The organism is Massilia sp. R2A-15 (genome assembly GCF_030704305.1).
Taxonomy (GTDB): domain Bacteria; phylum Pseudomonadota; class Gammaproteobacteria; order Burkholderiales; family Burkholderiaceae_D; genus JAFCUW01.
The window spans coordinates 2,569,933-2,588,553 of record NZ_CP131935.1; the positions used below are offsets into that span (position 1 = coordinate 2,569,933).

Below are 18,621 nucleotides of genomic sequence, written 5' to 3' on the forward strand. Positions count from 1 at the left end.
GCGGCTACCGGCCGAGTGGTTTCATCGGCGCTATAATGACAGCGCTATGTCGCACCACGCTAACCCTGGTACCGCCGTGAATCCACAACTCGAAAAACTTCACCCCTACCCGTTCGAAAAGCTGCGCCAGTTGTTTGCCGACGTGACGCCCAATCCGGCCTTCACGCCCATCAGTCTTGGCATCGGCGAGCCGAAGCACCCCACCCCGGCCTTCATCCAGCGCGCGCTGACCCACAGCGTGCAGGGCCTGGCCAACTATCCGAGCACCCACGGCAGCGATCCGCTGCGCGCGGCCATCGCCGGCTGGCTGGAACGGCGCTACGGCGTGCCGCCGCTCGACCCGGCCACCCAGGTCCTGCCCGTCAACGGCTCGCGCGAGGCGCTGTTCGGCATCGCCCACTGCGTAATCGACTCGTCGCAGCAGGCGCTGGTCATCTGTCCCAACCCGTTCTATCAGATCTACGAAGGCGCCACCTACCTGGCCGGCGCCGAGACGTACTTCGTCAATTCCGAGCCGGCCCGCAATTTCGCCTGCGACTACGCCAAGGTGCCGGCCGACGTCTGGCCGCGCGTGCAGCTGTTGTATCTCTGCTCGCCGGGCAATCCGACCGGCGCCACGCTCTCGCTGGGCGACTGGCGCCAGCTGTTCGAACTGGCCGACCGCCACGGCTTCGTGATCGCCGCCGACGAGTGCTACTCCGAGATCTACCACGGCAGCGCGCCGCCATTGGGCGCGCTCGAAGCGGCCCATGCGCTCGGCCGCAGCGGCGGCGAGCATCCGTACAAGCACCTGGTGGTGTTCTCCAGCCTGTCGAAGCGCTCCAACGTGCCCGGCATGCGCTCGGGCTTCGTGGCCGGCGACGCGGCCATCCTGAAGAAATTCCTGCTTTACCGCACCTACTGCGGCGGCGCGATGTCGCCGCCGGTGCAGGCCGCGTCGATCGCGGCCTGGGGCGACGAGACCCACGTGATCGAGAACCGCGCCAAGTACAAGGAAAAATTCCACTTGGTGACGCCGCTGCTGCGCCAGGTGCTCGATGTCGAACTGCCCGACGCCGGCTTCTATCTGTGGGCTGACGTGCGCCGCAGCGGCCTGTCGGACACCGAATTTGCCCGCCGCCTGTATGCCGAATACAATGTGACGGTCCTCCCGGGCAGCTACCTGGCGCGCAGCGCGCACGGCATCAACCCGGGTGAAAACCGCGTGCGCATGGCGCTGGTGGCCGAAGTCGACGAAGGCCTCGAAGCAGCCCAGCGCATCGTCCAGTTTTGCACCGCCCTCAAAGCATCCTCCCACTAGAATCAGAAGACATCATGACCCAACAACTGCAAAGCATCATCGACACGGCCTGGGAACAGCGCGCCGAAATCACTCCAGCCAACGGCAGCGCCGAACTGCGCGACGCGGTCGCCCACGTCATCGCCGGCCTTGACGACGGCTCGTTGCGCGTGGCGCAAAAAACCGGCGCCGACTGGGTGGTCAACCAGTGGATCAAGAAGGCCGTGCTGCTGTCGTTCCGCCTCGAGAACAACAGCGTGATGGCCGCCGGCGACGCCATGCAGTTCTACGACAAGGTGCCGGGCAAGTTCGCCAATTACACGGCCGACGATTTCGCCCGCGGCGGCTTCCGCGTGGTGCCGGGCGCCACCGCGCGCCGCGGCAGCTTCATCGCCAAGAACGTGGTGCTGATGCCGTCGTTCGTCAACATCGGCGCCTACGTCGACGAAGGCGCGATGGTCGACGCCTGGGCCACGGTCGGATCGTGCGCGCAGATCGGCAAGAACGTCCACCTGTCGGGCGGCGTCGGCATCGGCGGCGTGCTCGAGCCGATGCAGGCCAATCCGACCATCATCGAAGACAACTGCTTCATCGGCGCCCGCTCTGAGATCGTCGAAGGCGTGATTGTCGAGGAAAACTCGGTGATCTCGATGGGCGTGTACATCGGCCAGTCGACCAAGATCTACGACCGCGCCACCGGCGAAATCTCCTACGGCCGCGTGCCGGCCGGCTCGGTGGTCGTCTCGGGCAACCTGCCGTCCGACGACGGCAAGTACAGCCTGTACTGCGCCGTGATCGTCAAGCGCGTCGATGCCAAGACCCGCGCCAAGACCGGCATCAACGAACTGCTGCGCGGTATCTAAGGAGCGAATCATGGCGATGGACCGCTTGTTCCAGCTGATGAAGGAGAAGAACGCGTCGGACATGTTCTTCGCCGTGAATTCGCCGGTGCACATCAAGATCAACGGGAACCTCATCCCGATCAACCAGCAGCGGCTCGAGCCGGAGAACATCGAGTCGCTGCTGTCCGAAGTGGCCACGCCGGCGCAGATGGCGGAGCTCGGGAGCACCAATGAGCTCAACATGGGCATCTCGGTGCCCAACCTGGGACGCTTCCGCCTGTCGGCGTTCCGCCAGCGCGGCAGCATCTCGGCGGTGTTCCGCTTCGTGCCGGCGCAGATCCCCGCGCTGGGCGACCTGGGACTGCCGCCGGTGCTGTCCGAACTGATCATGGAAAAGCGCGGCCTGATGCTGCTGGTGGGCGCCACCGGCTCGGGCAAGTCCACGACCATCGCCTCGATGCTGGACCACCGCAACGAGCTGCGCGCCGGCCATATCCTGACGCTGGAAGACCCGATCGAGTACCTCTTCAAGAACAAGAAGTCGATCGTCAACCAGCGCGAGATCGGCAGCGACGCGCTGGACTTCGCCACGGCACTGCGCAACTCGATGCGACAGGCGCCGGACTGCATCCTGATCGGCGAAATCCGCGACAAGGAAACCATGGCCGCGGCGCTGGCGTACGCGCAGTCGGGCCACCTGGTGCTGGCCACGCTGCATGCCAATAACAGCTACAACGCGCTCAATCGCATCATCAGCTTCTACCCGATCGAGAACCGGCCGGCGCTGCTGCAGGACCTGTCGTCGGCGGTGCGGGCGATTGTCTCACAGCGGCTGGTGCGTTCCGCCGCCGGTGGCACGCGCCAGGCCGCGGTCGAGGTGATGGTCAATACGCGCTACGTCGCCGACCTGATCGAAAAAGGCGAGATCGGCCAGATCAAGGAAGCGATGGACAAGAGCCTGTCGCCCGGCTCGCAGACGTTCGAGACGGCGCTCCTGGCGCTGGTGCGCAGCGGCCTGGTGACGCAGGAGGAAGCGCTGGCCAATGCCGATTCGGCGACCAACCTGCTATGGCTGCTCAATAACGGCCCTGCCGCACAAGACGCGCAGCAGCCGGAAGCGTCCAAGCCGGCCGAAGAAGGCCCGTCGTTTACCGAGTTCACCCTCAATACCTGAGCGATTCGGGGGTCTGGTCCTGCGGACCTGACCCCATTTTCACCCGCCCTGCATATCCCATAGTTTTGCCCGCCTAAACGATATATTTCGATCAATGATTTAAATATAATCTTGATTTTTTACACATATACTTGAGCGACCGCTCGGCCAGACGCGCACCTCCGTCGACGAGACAACTTGTTTCTCCTCGGGAGGTTGCATGTTCGGATCCGGCGTTCTCGATACCGTCATCGGCGTCATTTTTGTCTTCCTGCTGGTGAGCCTCCTGGTCACGACAGGCAACGAACTTCTCGCCGCCGTCATCCGTTCCCGCGCCAAATGGCTCGAATACGGCATTCACCGGCTGATCGGATCGGACTGGGCGAAACAGTTGTACGAGCATCCGCTGATCGAAGGGTCGACTCAGGACTACAAAGCCAGTGCGGCCGGCGTCCGCCCCCTGTTCGGCACGGGCCCCTCCTACATCCCGTCGCGCGTGTTCGCCAACATTCTCATGGAACTGGTGCACGGCGCCGACAACGCACTGCGTCGAACCGAGGCGGCGTTGCAACAGTCTCTCGATATGGCCACCACAGGCGCCGCCGCGGTGGCCGACATCAAGCTCGCGGTGGACCAGATGGCAACCTCCCTGCCCACCTTCCTTCCGCCAAAGGCCGCGGCTGCCATAAAGAAAGACCTGGAGCAGCTGTCGGCCATCCTCGGCCGCAACGACGCTGGGCGACTTGCCGGCTGGCTGGGCGAACTGGAGGGCCGGACGCGCGCTGTTACCGATCCGACGCTGGCCGCGACGAAGGCGGCCCTCTCCGACCTGGTGGTAGGCGCAAAGAACGGCAATTTGGGCATGGCGAAAATTCGCCAGGCGACCGTGGACGCCATCGCCGCGGTGCCTCCCGGCGCAGTGGGGGAAATGCTCAAGGCGGACTTGAACATGGTGCTGACCCGGCTCGACGCCGGATACACCGTAGCCGATGCGGCAGCCGACGTGCAGCGCTTCATTCGCAGCATCCCGGCGGGTTATGTTCGCCACCTGATCGAAGAACTCAAAAATGACAAGATGCGCCAGACTCTGCTCCTGCTGTTCGACGATGCCGCCAACGACGTCGAGAAATTCAAGCAGAACATCGAAGTCTGGTTCAACAATGCGATGGACCGCGTCGGAGGCTGGTACAAGCGGCGCGCGCAGGGAGTCACGTTCGGCATCAGCCTGTTGGTGGTAGTGCTGATGAATGTCGATGCGCTGCTGATTGTCCGCTACCTCGACGCCAACTCCGGGGTTCGAAACGGACTGGTCGCGCAGGCCCAGGCGTTTGTCGACGCCAAAGCCAAAGAGCCGGCGGCGCAGAAAGAAGTGACGGCGGGCGGCGAGCCAGTCAAGGGCACACTCACCTTTGCATCGCCAGCGGAGAAGGAAGTCGACGTCGTTTTTTCCACCACCGCACCGGGCGGCGTATTCACGCCGAAATCGGTCACGGTCAAGCCGGGCGCCACGAGCGTCGACTACACGCTCGCTACGGACATACTCGACCGTCCCGTGAAAGCGGTGATCGAAGGTAAAGCCGATGGGCTGGCGATCGCGCCCGTCACTGTCGATCTCCGGGAAAGCTATCCAGCGCAGCTAAAACGCGTGCAGCAGCAGCTGATGGCGCTCAAGCTGCCAATCGGCTGGGTGCGCGAACCAGCAGCCCAGGCCGATCAGGAAATGCGCCTTGGTATTCCGGATTGGGACAAGAATTTCTTCGACACGGTGTGGTATCACCTGCTCGGCTGGCTGATCACCGCGATCGCGGCCACGCTGGGCGCGCCGTTCTGGTTCGACATGCTTAACAAAGTCATGTCGATTCGCTCCGCCGGCAAGGCGCCAGAAGAAATGCCGAAGTCGCCGGAGGTGGTGCAGGCGCCAATGGCGCCCGGCCAGTCGGCAGCCGAAGCGAGTCGCATGGCCGCCTTATTCAAAAAGTGAAGCCACGCCATCGCGCGCTGGGCGAATCAGTCTCCCGATTCGCTCAGTTCGGCGATGCGCCGCTTGACGTCCTCCACCCGCTCGCCGACCTCGTTGATCACCCTGGCGAGCAGCGCGCGCGACACGTCGAGCTCCTTCGTCCAGTACGCCAGCTCAGACTCGACGAGTACGTTGATCCGGTCATCGGGCTGCGCGCCCGGCTCCAATGGATTGCCGCTCATGATTCCTCCGATATTCGTGAAACCATAGTCTCGCACTTTGGCCGGTTCGGTGACGCACTGGCGGTGAAGCTCAAGCGGCCGATCAGGGCTTGAGCGTTCCCTCGATCGAATCGTCGAGGGTCTTGCCAATCACGGCGCCCACCAGGATCTTGGCGCCGGCCACCGCGTTGCCGTGCTTGTTGTCCCAATAGTAGGCGCTGGTCGGCGTGACCTTGATCGCGGTGATGCGCGGGTCGTCCTCACCCTCGGTGAACCAGGTCTTCAGCACGAAGTTCCACAGCGCCTTGATGCGCGCCGGGTCGCGCGTGATGGTGGCGGTGCCCTTCACGCTGAGGAAGCCGGAGTGCGCCGATCCGCGGAAATACAGCTGTACCGCCGGGTCGCGCCCGATCGCCAGGTTCTTGTGGCTGTCCGACGCGCTGAGGAACCACAGGTCGCCATTGTCGTCGACCTCGCGCACGCTCATCGGGCGCGCGCCGCCGGTCTCGCTCCCCGTGTCGGCGGTGCAGAAAAAACAGGTGTCGGCGTCCTCGACCAGCTTTTTCAGCTTCTCGACCGCGTCCTTGCCGGCGAGGTCCTGGTGATTGTGTTCGGGCTGCTGTTTGTTGATCGAATCCATGGCATCTCCTGTCGTTTTTGTCCTGAACAAAATAGACTTCATGATACTTTCGGCGGCGCGCGCCGAATGTTGGATACCTAACAGAATGTGCTACGCTAGGCCTGTGTGTTTGCGCAGCGGAGTTTGCGATGAGCATCGAACTCGATCACTTCATAGTGCCTTGCAAAAACCAGGTCGAATCCGCCCGGCGGCTGGCCGAACTGCTCGGCGTGCCCTGGGAAAAATCCACCCTGGGCGGCTTCTCCCCGGTCTACCTCAACGACGGCCTCACCCTCGACTTCCAGCAGACCAGCGAACCCTATCCGGTCGCGCACTATTGTTTCCGCGTCAGCCAGGCGCAATTCGACGCCATCCTGGCGCGCCTGCAGGGCGCCGGGATCGCGTATCGCAGCCGGGTCTCCGGGCCCGTGGACATGAAAAGCAACCAGGAATACGGGGGCGATATGGTGTACTGGAACGAACCCGACGGGCATCTGTGGGAAATGCTGACCGTCAGCTACGCTCGCAAGCCGTCATGAAGCCGCTCGCCGCCCTCCTGCTGGCCGCGCTGCTGGCCGGCTGCGCCAGTGCTCCGCCCACGCCGCCTGCGCCTTCCGACATGTTCAGCGACGCCACGTTCGGCAAGCCGGGCGATCATGTCGGCGCCGCCGACCTGTTTACAATGACGCCCGCGATGCGCGCCTACCTGGCAAGCGCCGCCTTCCACGCCGAAATCCGCAACAAGGGGGCCGAGCAGGGACTGGTCGACGCGCTCTACCAAAAGGGCGAACTGAAAATCGAATACGACTCGGCGAAGACGCGCAACGCCGCCGAAACATTCGAAGCGCGCGCCGGTAACTGCCTGTCGCTGGTGATCATGACCGCCGCGTTCGCGAACGAGCTTGGCCTGAAAGTCAATTTCCAGAGTGTGCTGGTGGGCGACACGTGGCGCCGCAACGGCGGCCTCTACCTCGCCAGCAATCACGTCAACCTCACGCTCGCGGCGCGGCCCTCGAGCACCATTTCGGTCGGGCCGGAACGTTCGCTGACGGTCGATTTCCTGCCCTCCGAAACCGCGGCGGCGCTCGACACCCGTCCGCTGGACCAGAACGCCATCGCCGCAATGTACATGAACAACCGGGCGATCGAGGCGATGGTGCAGGACCAGCTCGACAACGCTTACTGGTGGGCGCGCGCGGCGGTGACCCAAAACCCCGCCTTCATTTCCGCCTACAACACGCTGGCCGTCGTCTACCAGCGCCACGGCGACTGGCAGATGGCCGAACGCGCCTATCGCACGGCGCTGCAGCGCGAGCCGGAAAACGTCGTCGTCATGCGCAACCTGGCGCCGCTGCTGGCGCAGATGGGCAAGACGGACGAGTCGCAGCAGATGCTCAAGCGCGCGGCCAGCATCGAGCCCTACCCGCCCTTCCACTTCTTCAACCAGGGCATGAGCGCGATGGCGCGCCACGACTACAAGGCGGCCCAGGCGCTGTTCGCGCGCGAAGTCAGGCGCGCGCCCTACTACGACGAATTTCACTTTTGGCTTGGCGTCGCCAGCCTGCGCCTGGGCGACACGGCGCGCGCCCGCGAACATATCGCACTGGCTGTTGAAAACAGCACCACGAGCGACACGCGAACGCTGTATTCGGCCAAGCTCGAGCACTTGCGCGCGCAGCTGCCGCATTGATGGGGGCCGATCGGGCGGACGCGGGCTGTGCTATCCTCTCGGGTTCCCCAGAATTATCGACAAGTCGCCCATTCCGGCGCGGCGTGAGCGTGCGACCATGAAAAAGACAACCCTTTACGGCATTCCCAATTGCGACACGGTCAAGAAAGCCCGCACCTGGCTGGCCGATAACGGCCACGAGTTCGACTTCCACGACTTCAAGAAGCAGGGCCTCGAGCGCGCCACCGTCGCCGCCTGGCTGGAGCAGCTGGACTGGGAAGTGCTGGTCAACCGCAAGGGCACCACCTGGCGCAAGCTGTCCGACGAGCGCCGCGCCGCCGTGGTCGACAAGGCCGGCGCGCTGGAGCTGATGCTCGAAGCGCCGTCCGTCATCAAGCGCCCGGTGCTGGCCGGCGCCGGTCCGCTGCACGTGGGCTTTTCCGACGACGCCTACCGCCAGCTGTTCGGCTGCCCTGCGCCGCAATGACGCCATCGCGCACCCTGGCGCTGTCCGAAGAGCTGATCGCGCTCTCCTCCGTCACGCCCGACGACCGGGGCTGCCAGCAGCGCCTGGCCGCCCTGCTTTCCCCGCTCGGCTTCGAGTGCGAAACCATCGTCTCGAACGGCGTGACCAACCTGTGGGCGCGCAAGGGCACGGCGGCGCCGCTGTTCGTGCTCGCCGGCCACACGGACGTGGTCCCCGCCGGCCCGGTCGACCAGTGGGCCTCGCAGCCGTTCGTGCCGACCCGCCGCGACGGCAAGCTGTATGGCCGAGGCGCCGCCGACATGAAGACCTCGATCGCGGCCATGGTCGTCGCCTGCGAAGAGTTCGTTCGCGCGCATCCGAATCACAAGGGCTCGATCGCTTTTCTCGTCACCAGCGACGAGGAAGGCCCGGCTACCGACGGCACCGTCGTCGTCTGCAAGCAGCTGGCGGAGCGCGGCGTGCGGATCGACTACTGCCTGGTGGGCGAGCCGACGTCGGCCCACGTCCTGGGCGACATGATCAAGAACGGCCGGCGAGGATCGCTCTCGGGCCGCCTGGTCGTCAAGGGCGTCCAGGGCCACATCGCCTACCCGCAGCTGGCGCGCAACCCGATCCACCAGGCCGCGCCGGCGCTGGCCGAACTGGTCGCCGAACGCTGGGACGATGGCAATGAATACTACCTGCCCACCTCGTGGCAGATGTCGAACATCCATGCCGGCGCCGGCGCCAACAACGTCATTCCCGGCGCGCTGACGATCGATTTCAACTTCCGCTTTTCCACCGCCAGCACGGCCGACGGACTGGAAGCGCGGGTGCACGCGATCCTCGACCGCCACAACCTGGACTACGAGCTGACATGGACGCTGTCCGGCCAGCCCTTCCTGACCCCGCGCGGCACATTGTCGGACGCCGTGTCGGCCGCGATTCACGCCGAGACCGGCGTGCACACCGAACTGTCCACCACCGGCGGGACCTCGGACGGCCGCTTCATCGCGAAAATCTGCCCGCAAGTGATAGAATTCGGCCCTCCGAATGCCAGCATCCACAAGATCGACGAGCATATCGAGGTGCGCTTCATCGATCCGCTGAAGAATATCTACCGCCGCACCCTGGAAAACCTGCTGGCGTAACGCGCCCAACCGAGAATTCGCCATGACCACGACCCAGTTCACCACCCCGCGCGACCTGCTGCGCTATGCCGTCACCCGCTTCAATACCGAAAAGCTGTTCTTCGGCCATGGCAGCGCCGAGGCGCTCGACGAAGCGGCCTACCTGATCCTGCACACGCTCAAGCTCCCGCTCGACAAGCTCGATCCCTTCCTGGACGCGAAGCTGCTGCCCGACGAAGTGCTGCAGGTGCTGGCGGTCATCGAGCGGCGCGCCACCGAGCGCGTGCCGGCGGCCTACATCACCAACGAGGGCTGGCTGGGCACGTACGCGTTCTACGTCGACGAGCGCGTGATCGTGCCGCGCTCGTTCATCGCCGAGCTGATTCCCAATTCGTTCAGCCCGTGGGTCGAAGACGCCTTCGCGGTCGAGAACATCCTCGAACTGTGCACGGGTTCCGGCTGCCTGGCGATCATGATGGCCGACGCCTTCCCGAACAGCGTGGTCGATGCGGTCGATATCTCGCCGGACGCGCTGGCGGTGGCCGAACACAATATCCGCGAGTACAAGCTCGAAGGCCGGGTCAATCCGATCCAGTCAGACCTGTACGCCAACGTGCCATTCAAGAAATACGACCTGATCGTCACCAATCCGCCGTACGTCAACTCGGATTCGATGGGCAAGCTGCCGCAGGAATACCTGCACGAGCCGCAGATCGCGCTGGCCGGCGGCGCCGACGGCATGGACCTCGTGCGCAAGATCGTCGAAGGCGCGGCCGACTACCTGACGCCGGAAGGTATCCTGATGGTCGAAATCGGCAATGAGCGCGAGTACGCCGAAGCCGCCTTCGGCCACCTCGGCCTGACCTGGCTGACCACCAGCGCCGGCGACGACATGGTGTTCATGCTCACCGCCGACCAGCTGAAGAAGTAAATTTCGCAGTAGCGCGAAGTCAGCATGGGTTCCTGCCAAGGGGGGCGCCGAGCCCAGGAACGACACTCTATAAGCTGTCGTTCCTGCGTAGGCAGGAACCCATACGGCGCTACCGCAGCCGCACACCAACATTGAGAAAAGACCAGCATGATCCGCTTCATAAACGTTAGCCTGATGCGCGGCACCAAGCCGCTGCTCGAGAGCGTCGACCTGACCCTGAACCCCGGCGACAAGATCGGCCTGATCGGGGCCAACGGCGCCGGCAAATCGAGCCTGTTCGGCATGCTGCGCGGCGAAATCCACGCCGACCAGGGCGAGATCGACTTCCCCGCCAAGTGGCGCATGGCCTACGTGGCGCAGGAGACTCCTCCACTCGAACGCTCCGCGCTCGACTACGCGATCGACGGCGACGTCCACCTGCGCCGCCTCGAAGCGGAGCTGGCGCGACTGGAAAGCGAACCGGACACCCACGAAAACGGCATCGCCATCGGCGAGATCTACAGCGCGCTGGCCGACGCCGACGCCTACACCGTGCAGTCGCGCGGCGAACAGCTGCTGCTCGGCCTGGGCTTCACCCTCGACCAGATGCAGCAGCCGATCGTCAGCTTCTCGGGCGGCTGGCGCATGCGCCTGAACCTGGCGCAGGCGCTGATGTGCCCATCGGACCTGTTGCTGCTCGACGAGCCGACCAACCACCTGGACCTCGACGCGATCATCTGGCTGGAAGACTGGCTCAAGCGCTATCCGGGCACCCTGATCATCATCTCGCACGACCGCGACTTCCTCGACGAAATCGTCAACGTCGTCGTGCACATCGACGAACGCAAGCTCAAACGCTATTCGGGCAACTACTCCGGCTTCGAGCGCCAGCGCGCGGCCCAGATGATCCTGGCCGCCAGCGCGCTCGAGAAGCAGATGCGCCAGAAGGCCCACCTCGAATCGTTCGTGAACCGCTTCAAGGCGCAGGCTTCAAAAGCGCGCCAGGCGCAGAGCCGGATGAAGGCGCTGGCCAAGATGGAGGAACTGGCGCCGCTGCGCGCCGCGGCCGAATTCTCGTTCGAGTTCCGCGAGCCGCTGGCCGCGCCGAACCCGCTCTTGGTGATGGAAGACGTGAACGCCGGCTACCACATCCTCGACGAACACGGCGACAAGGTGGGCGACAAGACCATCGTCCGCGACATCAAGTTCTCGCTGCAGATCGGCCAGCGCATTGGCCTTCTGGGCGTGAACGGCGCCGGCAAGTCCACCCTGATCAAGACCATCGCCGGCGAGCTGGAACCGCTGACCGGCGACGCGACGCTCGGCAAGGGCCTGTCGATCGGCTACTTCGCCCAGCACCAGGTCGAGATGCTGCGCCACGACGAGTCGCCGCTGTGGCACCTGGCGAAGATCGCGCCGACCGTGCGCGAGCAGGAACTGCGCAACTTCCTGGGCGGCTTCAACTTCCCCGGCACCATGGTGACCAGCCCGATCCGGCCGTTCTCCGGCGGCGAGAAGGCGCGCTTGGCGCTGGCCCTGATCGTGTGGCAGCGCCCCAACCTGCTGCTGCTCGACGAGCCGACCAACCACCTCGACCTGGAAACGCGCGAAGCGCTGACGATGGCGCTGGCGCAGTTCGAAGGCACGCTGGTGGTGGTGTCCCACGACCGCCACCTGCTGCGCGCGACGACCGACCAGTTCATCATCGTCGCCGACGGCAAGCTGCAGCCGTTCGACGGCGACCTGGACGACTACAAGGACTGGCTGTTCCAGACCAAGCTGGGCAAAGGCACCAGCGTGCTGCCGGCGGCGGGCAAGGACAACAAGACCGACTTCCCGGTGCACTCCGCGGTGGCGCCGCCGGCCGCCGCGCCTGCGGTCAACAGCAAGGAACAGAAACGGGTGGAGGCGGAACAGCGCCAGAAGGTCGCCGCGCTGAAAAAGCCGATCGAGAACAAGATCAAGCGTTTGGAAGAGCAGATCGCCAAGCGCAACGGCCAGAAGGCCGAAGTGGACGCCAAGCTGGGCGAGCCCGGCGCCTACGATGCGGCCAACAAGGCCAAGCTCAAGCTGCTGCTGGCCGACCAGGCCTTCTTCACCAAGGACCTGGCGCAGCTCGAAGCGGAATGGCTGGAGCTGCAGGAGCAGCTCGAAGGGATCGCCGCGTAAGGCCGTTCAGGCGACCTGCTGACTGCCTTCGTCCACCCGCCTGATCGACATCAGCTTGTCGATGTCGATCAGGATCAGGCGCCGCCCTTCGCATTCGCCAAGGCCGATCAGGTAGTCGACCGCGCACTGGCCTTCGGCGCCCGGGATCGCGCGGATCTGCGCGTTCTCGAGCGAGACCACGTCGGTCACGCCGTCCACCACCATCCCCATGACGCAGTTCGACAGCTGCAGGATGATCACGTCGGTAAGCGGGTCGGGCACGCTCTGGCGCCCGGTCATGGCCACGCGCATGTCCACGATCGGCATGATGACGCCGCGGGATACCGCCACCCCGCTGATGATTTCGCCGTCCGACGCGAAGCGCTCGAGCGACTTGAGCACGCGCAGCTCCTTGACCTTGCTGAAATCGAGCCCGTATTCGAGCCCGCCGAGCTGAAAACTCAGGAACCGGGTGTGGCCGGGCAGGATGGCGCTCGCTTCGATGCTGTGCATGGTGCTCCCTTTCGTCTGTCGCGGGGGTGAGGCTTTCAACGAAGTCCTATCGTAAAGCCGGAATCGATTGCCTCTGTTGAGTACCCTCAATATTTCCTACAGACATTAATCGGTTGCAAGGAGACAGGAAGGCTTTACAATGAGGGCGCGATGTTCCCCGGATAACATTGCGCATAAAAGGAAGAATATGTTTCAGTGGTTGCAGCAAATGTTTTCGCGTCCGGAGCAGGCCGAAGCGCCGCCAGTTCCCGTAGCGGCGCCGCCCGCCCCCGCGCCGGCCCCGCTGGCGCCTGCCGCGCGGTCGGCCGTCTCGTTCGAGCAGCAAGATACCGTCAATCGACTGTTCAACCACTGGCTGTTCGGCATCGAGGGCGAGCCGGAATTCGACGTCACTGAGGTCGAGGCCCAGGTGCTCGAAGCGTTGGGCGCGATCGTCAACTCGAAGCAGTCGGGCTCCGCGCTGGTGCGGCGCATGCCGGGCATGCTGCCGCAGCTGCTGCAAAGCCTGCGCAGCGATACCTTCTCCGGCGCCCAGCTGGCGCGCACGATTTCCAGCGACGTGGTGCTGGTGGCGGCGGTGATCCGGCTGGCCAACAGCTCGCTGATCGGCACCGGCACCCAGATCACCAGCGTCGAGCACGCGGTCATGCTGATCGGCCAGGAAGGCCTGCGCCACCTGATCACCAGCGTCGCCTTCCGCCCGATCATCGACATGAATTCGGGCCATTTCACGCGCACCCTGGCGCCGCGCATCTGGGACCATTCGGAGCGCTGCGCCGTCGCCAACCGCCAGCTGGCCGAGGCCATGGGCATCGATCCGTTCGAGGCCTTCCTGGCCGGGCTGGTGCAAAACGTCGGCCTGATCGTCGCCCTGCGCATCATGGACCAGGTGGCGAAAGAGGATCGGCGCCTGGGCTCGGAGCTGTTCTGCGCGGAGCTGGTGCGCCACACGCGGGCGCTGACCTGCGGCATCGGGCGCGAATGGCACTTCCCGGAAACCGTCACGCGCGCGATCGACGAACAGGGCGGCATGAAAAAAGGCGCCGTGGTCTCGCCGCTGGGACGCCTGCTGACGCTGACCGATTATCTCGGCAAGGTGCGCATCCTGGTCGAGAACAACCTTGCCATGTTCAACGACCCGGCGCTGTTCGGCAGCCTGCCGCCGCACGCGGCCGAAGCCTACAGCGCGCTGGCGCCGATCGACGATCCGGCAGCGGCCCCGCAGGAAGCCGGCAGCGCGCCGTGAGCGCCCAGGTCGATCCCGCCGAGGTAGAGCTTTCCGCGATCCGCGCGCAAGGACCTGGCGGGCAGAACGTCAACAAGGTCTCCTGCGCGGTGCACCTGCGCTTCGATATCGGCGCGTCGTCGCTGCCCGATTACATCAAGGAGCGCCTGCTGGCGCGTTCGGACCAGCGCATTACCCAGGACGGCGTGGTGGTGATGAAGGCGCAGCAGTCGCGCAGCCTGGAGCAGAACAAGCTTGACGCGCTGCGCCGATTGCAGGAACTGGTCGACAGCGTGGCCGTGCTGCCGGCCGCGCGGCGCGCGACCAGGCCGACGCGCAGCTCGCAGCGCAAGCGGCTCGATTCGAAGGCGCGCAGCGGCCAGACCAAGGCGCTGCGCGGAAAAGTCGGGTTTGCCGGCTGACCAGGGTGCCCCGTATGGACCAGGCGACGACTGACTTCTACCGGCACTACGCCGAGCATGGTGCGATTCAGGCAGAAGCGACGCAGAGCGCCATCTCGACGTACTTCGAACAGGCTTTCAAGGCAGGCGCCAAGGTATTGGATGTCGGTGCGGGTTCCGGCCGGGATCTGGCGGTCTTGTGCAAACGAGGGTTTGACGCCTACGGAATTGAACCTAACGATTCGATGCGCACCATCGCCCTGCAGAACCACCCGCAGTTGGCGGCGCGGTTGCAGCCTGGTTCCCTGCCATTGAGCGGCGCACCGTTTGGCGGGCAATTCGATGGTGTATTGTGTAGCGCGGTAATGATGCATGTGCCGCGCGAGCAGGTTCCGAACGCGTGCAAGTCAATACGCAGCGTGCTCAAGCCAAATGGAAGAGTGCTTGTTTCGTTGCCCTCGATGCGCGCTGATTTACTCGACGGCGACCGTGACCAGGACGGCCGTTTTTTCCAGAATCACTCTCCCGCCTTCCTTGCTTCTGTCCTGAAGCCGCTCGGATTTTCTCAAATTAGCCTGGACCAGCAGGCAGTCTCGCTGCATGCCGGCACGATGTGGTCGATCTGCTTGTTCGAATTGGGTTAGCCCAAGGAAGAATCGTTTCCCTATTTGATGAAGTAGCCGGACACCTTCCACGTCCCGTCCTTCTCGCGCATCGGGATCACCGTCTCGATGGCTGCCGGTGCATTGGCGAACTCGGTCCGGTACTGGAGGACGACATACTCTCCCGCCGGCGCCCCGGGCAGCGATTTGGTGAAGATCGCCGTGTCGGACGCGCGCGCTTTCACCGCCCCCTGCGCCCCTCGCACCGACCCGATCGACTGCGCCCATGCGGACCTGCTCACCTTCTCCCGCGACGCCGCCGCCGCGCTGTCCCAGCTCTCGGCATATTTGCCCTGGTCGACCTGCGCGAGCCAGGCGCGCGCGGCCTCCTTCGCGTCGTCGACCGCCCTGGCGTCCTGCGCCTTCGCTTGCATTGAAAAGGCAACGAGCGCGGACAAAAATAATGCTGGCAAGAGTTTCATATGGCCTCCTTATGACGACAGGTACCGGTCGCCGACGCGGGTCGGCGGGTCAGTGTTTGGGAATCCAGTTCATGATGCGATCGTACTGCGCGCGATAGCTGCGCGCGAGGCACGCCGACATTTCCGCAGCTGCCGCGCAAGACGCATCGCGTTCTTTCAGCCAGGCGCGCTGCAGGTCGACAAACTGCCGGCGGTCGGGCGCCGTGCCTTGTCCAAGGCGGATCTCGCGCACTTTGTCGGCCAGCGTCAAGTCCAGTCTGGCGAGTTCGCGATCCGAGCAAATGCGTTTTTCAACCGCCGTCGAAGCCCGCGCGCACTCGAATGACGGCCCGTCAGGCGGCGGCTGGAAGCTGGCCCGCGGCGCGAATTTGGCGGCATCGAGTTCGACGCTCACGCCGGACGCGCCGATGAAGGTTGCCGATGCGACGGCCAGTTTCTGATCGGTGATCCAATCGCTCAATGCCCGCATCGCCGGCGCGGGAATGTCGCCGGCGCCCAGGCCGTTCGAGCCGATCAGCAATGTGTCCGGGTGATACGCAGCCCCCAGGCCAATCCCGGTCACCGTATCGAACCAGAAGAACGCCTTGTCGGGACAAGAGTGCGGCATGCATGCCGACACGCTGACATAGCGCCGGTCGGCTACCTCCACCGGATCCGGCGGGCCGCCTAGCGACGCAAGCACGTCGGCCGACAGTTTCGCCGGCAGGCGGGATTCGACCAGGCCCCTGGCGCGCTTGTCCCATATCCAGTTGTTGGTGGACTTCCCTTCGTAGGACAGTACCCAACTGCCCGAAGGCGCGGGCGCCGCGTGCGCCGCGCCGCCGGCCACGAGCGTTCCGATGCACGCCGCCATGAACAGGCGCCATGCTGAAATCATCTTGCGCATTTTTTCTCCGAGTGATCGCACGCCGGTTGACAGCCTAGATTACCATCCGGGCCGGCTTTAAAATGCGCGGTTTGTCACGATTCGCTGGTCCAGTCGATCGTTCCCTGGCTACCGGCGAATATCCGCTCGCCCCCGGCGCCGGCGGTACGCAGCCTGGTCTTGATGTCCTTCGGCGCGATGTCGTAGGTGCTGCTGCCGTCTGGGTTGAAGCCCATCACGCGCACGATCGTGTCGCCCTGGACCATGCGCACCCTGACCGAGCCGACGCCTTCGCTGTCGCTGCGCTGCTGCTGCAACTGCGCCACCAGCGCCGCGCCGGCCTGGCGCTCGGTTTCGGCCGCCTTCACGTCGAGCGACACCTTGGCGATCGCCTTCAACGCCGGCCCGACCGCCAGCGCCATCTTCTGGAACTGGGGCTCCTGCTCCGGCGTCAGGGTCAGCTCCTGCTTGCGGATCTTCGCCGCCAGCATGACGTACTTGCGCACTTCAGGCTCGCTGGTCATGCGCTCCAGTTCCGCCTTGTGCCTGGCCACCAGCGCGTCGAATTCGGCCACGCGCATCGCTATCTGCCTGAGCACCTCGTCGATCTTGCCGCTGTCAGGGCGCAGCACGTACAGCAGCATCTCGCTTTGCTTGCGCGGCGCCACGCTGCCGATGACGATGCGCCGCGCCGCAATCGCACATCCCTCGGCCTGGCCGATCTCGACGTCGTCGGCGATGATCTCGCAGTTGACCGCATGCTCGAGCGTGACGCGCGTGCCGGAGATGACGCAATTCTCGGCCCGGTTCATCACCACTTCGCCGCTGGACGCCTGCACCACCGCGCCGGACGCGATGCCCTTGATGCGGATGTCGCCGCGCGCATTGCGTGCGCTGCCGCCCACCAGGTTGCGGTTCAACTGCACCGTGCCGCCGCGCGAGACGACCTCGCCGAACACGTCGGCGTGGATGGTGATGCCCTCACCTTCGAGCACGCGCTTTTCCTGCACCTCGCCGAATTCCTCGTAGTCGCCGGTCAGCTGCAAGTTGCCCGTGGTGCGGGTCGAAACGCCTTCGCGGCTGACGATCTTGTCGCCGATCGAAATCTGCTTCGTGGCCGGATCGACCGACAGGAAGCCCGGCACGATCGAGACCAGGAATTCGCCGTCGGCGTTGCGCTGGACTTCGGTGCCGAGGCCCGCCATCGGCGCCAGGTCGATATCGGCCGGCGTCGCCGGCTCGATCGGGATGCCGGACAGCTCGAAGCCGACCACGCCCGCCACCCGTGGCACCTTCTTGAGCAGCCTGACATTCTGGCGAATCTGCGGGAAGCGGTTCTGGAACGACATCAGGTCCAGCTTGCCGTTGGCCAGCTGGCGCGGCGCGTCGCTGCGGTGGATGTCGTCCGATACTTCGATGATGTGGGCGTCGGCGCCGGGCGCGGGGTCGAGCCGCCGCGCAATCGTCACGCGCTCGGCCTTGCCCGACGCGATCGCCTCGCGCACCGCGGCCACGTCGATGCCGAAGCGGATGCCCTTGCCCCACATGTCGGCGATGAATTCATCGACATCGAGCGCGGTGGGGATGCCGTTGCCGTCAGGGTTGTCCGGATCGCGCATGAACACCGGCTCGAAATAGTATTCGGCCATGCCGTCGTTGATTTTCACCGCCTTGTACAAGGCGCGCCGCGCTTCGCTGAAGGGCGCCACGTCGGTGGCGAAGCGCACCATCCCCTCGCCGGCGCCGGAGCGCGGCAGGTCCGGGCCGCAGCCGTACAGCGCCTTGATGACCAGCGCGTAATCGATATCGGTGAAGCAGAAATTCCCTTGCAGGATGTGGTCGAACGCCGTCAGGAAGGTCTTGCCGAGCATGGTCGGATCGGCGTACACACCGTCGCGGCGCCGGAAGATGCAGTGTTCCAGCCCCAGCGCGTCGAGGCCGCCGATCGGCGCTGTGAGTTGGTTGGCAACGGGGGAATTGGTCGACAAGGAAGCGCTCCAACAATCGTGCAAAAGTTGCTCTATGGGCTAGTTGAGTTCGCCCACGGTAATATTTCACAGCCTATCACGATGCCGCGCGTAAATAAATAAATTGACAAGCAAAAGCTGACAATTGGTGAGATTGTTGCGTGGGAGA

General features: G+C 64.7%; 19 protein-coding genes. 13 read left to right on the top strand and 6 right to left on the bottom strand.

Features of this window, described 5'->3' with window-relative positions; all coding sequences use genetic code 11:
• The first annotated feature begins 76 nt into the window (after nt 1-76).
• The 4 genes from dapC (at nt 77) to Q4S45_RS11830 (ending at nt 5,255) form a co-directional block, all read left to right on the top strand.
• Nucleotides 77-1,300 carry a succinyldiaminopimelate transaminase gene (gene dapC / locus Q4S45_RS11815; RefSeq protein ID WP_305504369.1) on the top strand — a complete coding sequence of 408 codons (1,224 nt, stop codon included), beginning with the start codon at nt 77-79 and terminating at the stop codon, nt 1,298-1,300.
• A gap of 14 nt (nt 1,301-1,314) precedes the next feature.
• The gene (gene dapD, locus Q4S45_RS11820) at nt 1,315-2,142 is read left to right on the top strand and encodes a 2,3,4,5-tetrahydropyridine-2,6-dicarboxylate N-succinyltransferase (protein ID WP_305504371.1); all 828 of its coding nucleotides are present in this window, start codon (nt 1,315-1,317) and stop codon (nt 2,140-2,142) included.
• 10 nt (nt 2,143-2,152) lie between these two features.
• The gene (locus tag Q4S45_RS11825; protein ID WP_305504373.1) at nt 2,153-3,295 is read left to right on the top strand and encodes a PilT/PilU family type 4a pilus ATPase; all 1,143 of its coding nucleotides are present in this window, start codon (nt 2,153-2,155) and stop codon (nt 3,293-3,295) included.
• A 199-nt stretch (nt 3,296-3,494) separates the two neighbouring features.
• Complete coding sequence (locus Q4S45_RS11830; protein ID WP_305504375.1) at nt 3,495-5,255, top strand: hypothetical protein; 1,761 nt, start codon at nt 3,495-3,497, stop codon at nt 5,253-5,255.
• Between the two features lie 26 nt (nt 5,256-5,281).
• Here Q4S45_RS11830 and Q4S45_RS11835 read toward each other — a convergent pair whose 3' ends face one another.
• A complete protein-coding gene (locus Q4S45_RS11835) occupies nt 5,282-5,476 on the bottom strand; it encodes a DUF3606 domain-containing protein (protein ID WP_305504377.1) in 195 nt (64 codons plus the stop codon).
• A gap of 82 nt (nt 5,477-5,558) precedes the next feature.
• Nucleotides 5,559-6,095: a pyridoxamine 5'-phosphate oxidase family protein gene (locus tag Q4S45_RS11840; protein ID WP_305504379.1), complete on the bottom strand. Its 537-nt coding sequence runs from the start codon at nt 6,093-6,095 to the stop codon at nt 5,559-5,561.
• 128 nt (nt 6,096-6,223) lie between these two features.
• On the opposite strand from Q4S45_RS11840, the gene Q4S45_RS11845 reads away from it, so the two are divergent.
• From Q4S45_RS11845 to Q4S45_RS11870, 6 genes are all read left to right on the top strand, one after another.
• Entirely contained in the window at nt 6,224-6,613 is a 390-nt protein-coding gene (locus tag Q4S45_RS11845) for a VOC family protein (RefSeq protein ID WP_305504381.1), read from the top strand.
• Nucleotides 6,610-7,764 (top strand): tetratricopeptide repeat protein, encoded by a 1,155-nt coding sequence (locus Q4S45_RS11850; RefSeq protein ID WP_305504383.1) that lies wholly within the window; start codon nt 6,610-6,612, stop codon nt 7,762-7,764. Before Q4S45_RS11845 ends, Q4S45_RS11850 begins: the two co-directional genes overlap by 4 nt.
• A gap of 97 nt (nt 7,765-7,861) precedes the next feature.
• Nucleotides 7,862-8,230: an ArsC family reductase gene (locus tag Q4S45_RS11855; RefSeq protein ID WP_305504385.1), complete on the top strand. Its 369-nt coding sequence runs from the start codon at nt 7,862-7,864 to the stop codon at nt 8,228-8,230.
• Entirely contained in the window at nt 8,227-9,360 is a 1,134-nt protein-coding gene (gene dapE, locus Q4S45_RS11860) for a succinyl-diaminopimelate desuccinylase (RefSeq protein WP_305504387.1), read from the top strand. The genes Q4S45_RS11855 and dapE overlap by 4 nt, the downstream gene beginning before the upstream one ends.
• A 22-nt stretch (nt 9,361-9,382) precedes the next feature.
• Nucleotides 9,383-10,270: a 50S ribosomal protein L3 N(5)-glutamine methyltransferase gene (gene prmB, locus Q4S45_RS11865; RefSeq protein ID WP_305504389.1), complete on the top strand. Its 888-nt coding sequence runs from the start codon at nt 9,383-9,385 to the stop codon at nt 10,268-10,270.
• A 147-nt stretch (nt 10,271-10,417) separates the two neighbouring features.
• On the top strand, nt 10,418-12,418 hold the full coding sequence (locus tag Q4S45_RS11870) for an ATP-binding cassette domain-containing protein (protein WP_305504391.1): 2,001 nt from the start codon (nt 10,418-10,420) through the stop codon (nt 12,416-12,418).
• A gap of 6 nt (nt 12,419-12,424) precedes the next feature.
• Here the strand turns inward: Q4S45_RS11870 and Q4S45_RS11875 are convergent, their stop codons facing one another.
• Nucleotides 12,425-12,910, bottom strand: coding sequence for a chemotaxis protein CheW (locus tag Q4S45_RS11875; protein WP_305504393.1), 486 nt, complete (start codon nt 12,908-12,910; stop codon nt 12,425-12,427).
• 187 nt (nt 12,911-13,097) lie between these two features.
• Here Q4S45_RS11875 and Q4S45_RS11880 point away from each other — a divergent pair, with 187 nt between their 5' ends.
• The 3 genes from Q4S45_RS11880 to Q4S45_RS11890 are packed head-to-tail and all read left to right on the top strand — an operon-like array spanning nt 13,098 to nt 15,180.
• Nucleotides 13,098-14,156: an HDOD domain-containing protein gene (locus tag Q4S45_RS11880; protein ID WP_305504395.1), complete on the top strand. Its 1,059-nt coding sequence runs from the start codon at nt 13,098-13,100 to the stop codon at nt 14,154-14,156.
• Entirely contained in the window at nt 14,153-14,557 is a 405-nt protein-coding gene (arfB, locus tag Q4S45_RS11885) for an alternative ribosome rescue aminoacyl-tRNA hydrolase ArfB (RefSeq protein WP_305504397.1), read from the top strand. Before Q4S45_RS11880 ends, arfB begins: the two co-directional genes overlap by 4 nt.
• Before the next feature lie 14 nt (nt 14,558-14,571).
• Complete coding sequence (locus tag Q4S45_RS11890) at nt 14,572-15,180, top strand: bifunctional 2-polyprenyl-6-hydroxyphenol methylase/3-demethylubiquinol 3-O-methyltransferase UbiG (RefSeq protein WP_305504399.1); 609 nt, start codon at nt 14,572-14,574, stop codon at nt 15,178-15,180.
• A gap of 20 nt (nt 15,181-15,200) precedes the next feature.
• Here Q4S45_RS11890 and Q4S45_RS11895 read toward each other — a convergent pair whose 3' ends face one another.
• From Q4S45_RS11895 to Q4S45_RS11905, 3 genes are all read right to left on the bottom strand, one after another.
• Nucleotides 15,201-15,620 (bottom strand): DUF4019 domain-containing protein, encoded by a 420-nt coding sequence (locus Q4S45_RS11895; protein ID WP_305504401.1) that lies wholly within the window; start codon nt 15,618-15,620, stop codon nt 15,201-15,203.
• A 49-nt stretch (nt 15,621-15,669) separates the two neighbouring features.
• Nucleotides 15,670-16,506, bottom strand: a complete 837-nt coding sequence (locus Q4S45_RS11900; RefSeq protein ID WP_305504403.1) for a lysozyme inhibitor LprI family protein — start codon at nt 16,504-16,506, stop codon at nt 15,670-15,672.
• Nucleotides 16,507-16,580: 74 nt separating this feature from the next.
• Entirely contained in the window at nt 16,581-18,473 is a 1,893-nt protein-coding gene (locus tag Q4S45_RS11905; protein WP_305504405.1) for a flagellar assembly protein A, read from the bottom strand.
• Nucleotides 18,474-18,621: the final 148 nt, after the last annotated feature.

Coding starts and splice junctions, on each gene's coding strand:
- Q4S45_RS11895 (WP_305504401.1), bottom strand. CDS start 15,620: ATGAAACTCTTGCCAGCATTATTTTTGTCCGCGCTCGTTGCCTTTTCA.
- Q4S45_RS11835 (WP_305504377.1), bottom strand. CDS start 5,476: ATGAGCGGCAATCCATTGGAGCCGGGCGCGCAGCCCGATGACCGGATC.
- Q4S45_RS11830 (WP_305504375.1), top strand. CDS start 3,495: ATGTTCGGATCCGGCGTTCTCGATACCGTCATCGGCGTCATTTTTGTC.
- dapD (WP_305504371.1), top strand. CDS start 1,315: ATGACCCAACAACTGCAAAGCATCATCGACACGGCCTGGGAACAGCGC.
- Q4S45_RS11825 (WP_305504373.1), top strand. CDS start 2,153: ATGGCGATGGACCGCTTGTTCCAGCTGATGAAGGAGAAGAACGCGTCG.
- Q4S45_RS11870 (WP_305504391.1), top strand. CDS start 10,418: ATGATCCGCTTCATAAACGTTAGCCTGATGCGCGGCACCAAGCCGCTG.
- Q4S45_RS11840 (WP_305504379.1), bottom strand. CDS start 6,095: ATGGATTCGATCAACAAACAGCAGCCCGAACACAATCACCAGGACCTC.
- Q4S45_RS11850 (WP_305504383.1), top strand. CDS start 6,610: ATGAAGCCGCTCGCCGCCCTCCTGCTGGCCGCGCTGCTGGCCGGCTGC.
- prmB (WP_305504389.1), top strand. CDS start 9,383: ATGACCACGACCCAGTTCACCACCCCGCGCGACCTGCTGCGCTATGCC.
- Q4S45_RS11890 (WP_305504399.1), top strand. CDS start 14,572: ATGGACCAGGCGACGACTGACTTCTACCGGCACTACGCCGAGCATGGT.
- Q4S45_RS11875 (WP_305504393.1), bottom strand. CDS start 12,910: ATGCACAGCATCGAAGCGAGCGCCATCCTGCCCGGCCACACCCGGTTC.
- Q4S45_RS11880 (WP_305504395.1), top strand. CDS start 13,098: ATGTTTCAGTGGTTGCAGCAAATGTTTTCGCGTCCGGAGCAGGCCGAA.
- Q4S45_RS11845 (WP_305504381.1), top strand. CDS start 6,224: ATGAGCATCGAACTCGATCACTTCATAGTGCCTTGCAAAAACCAGGTC.
- Q4S45_RS11900 (WP_305504403.1), bottom strand. CDS start 16,506: ATGCGCAAGATGATTTCAGCATGGCGCCTGTTCATGGCGGCGTGCATC.
- Q4S45_RS11855 (WP_305504385.1), top strand. CDS start 7,862: ATGAAAAAGACAACCCTTTACGGCATTCCCAATTGCGACACGGTCAAG.
- dapE (WP_305504387.1), top strand. CDS start 8,227: ATGACGCCATCGCGCACCCTGGCGCTGTCCGAAGAGCTGATCGCGCTC.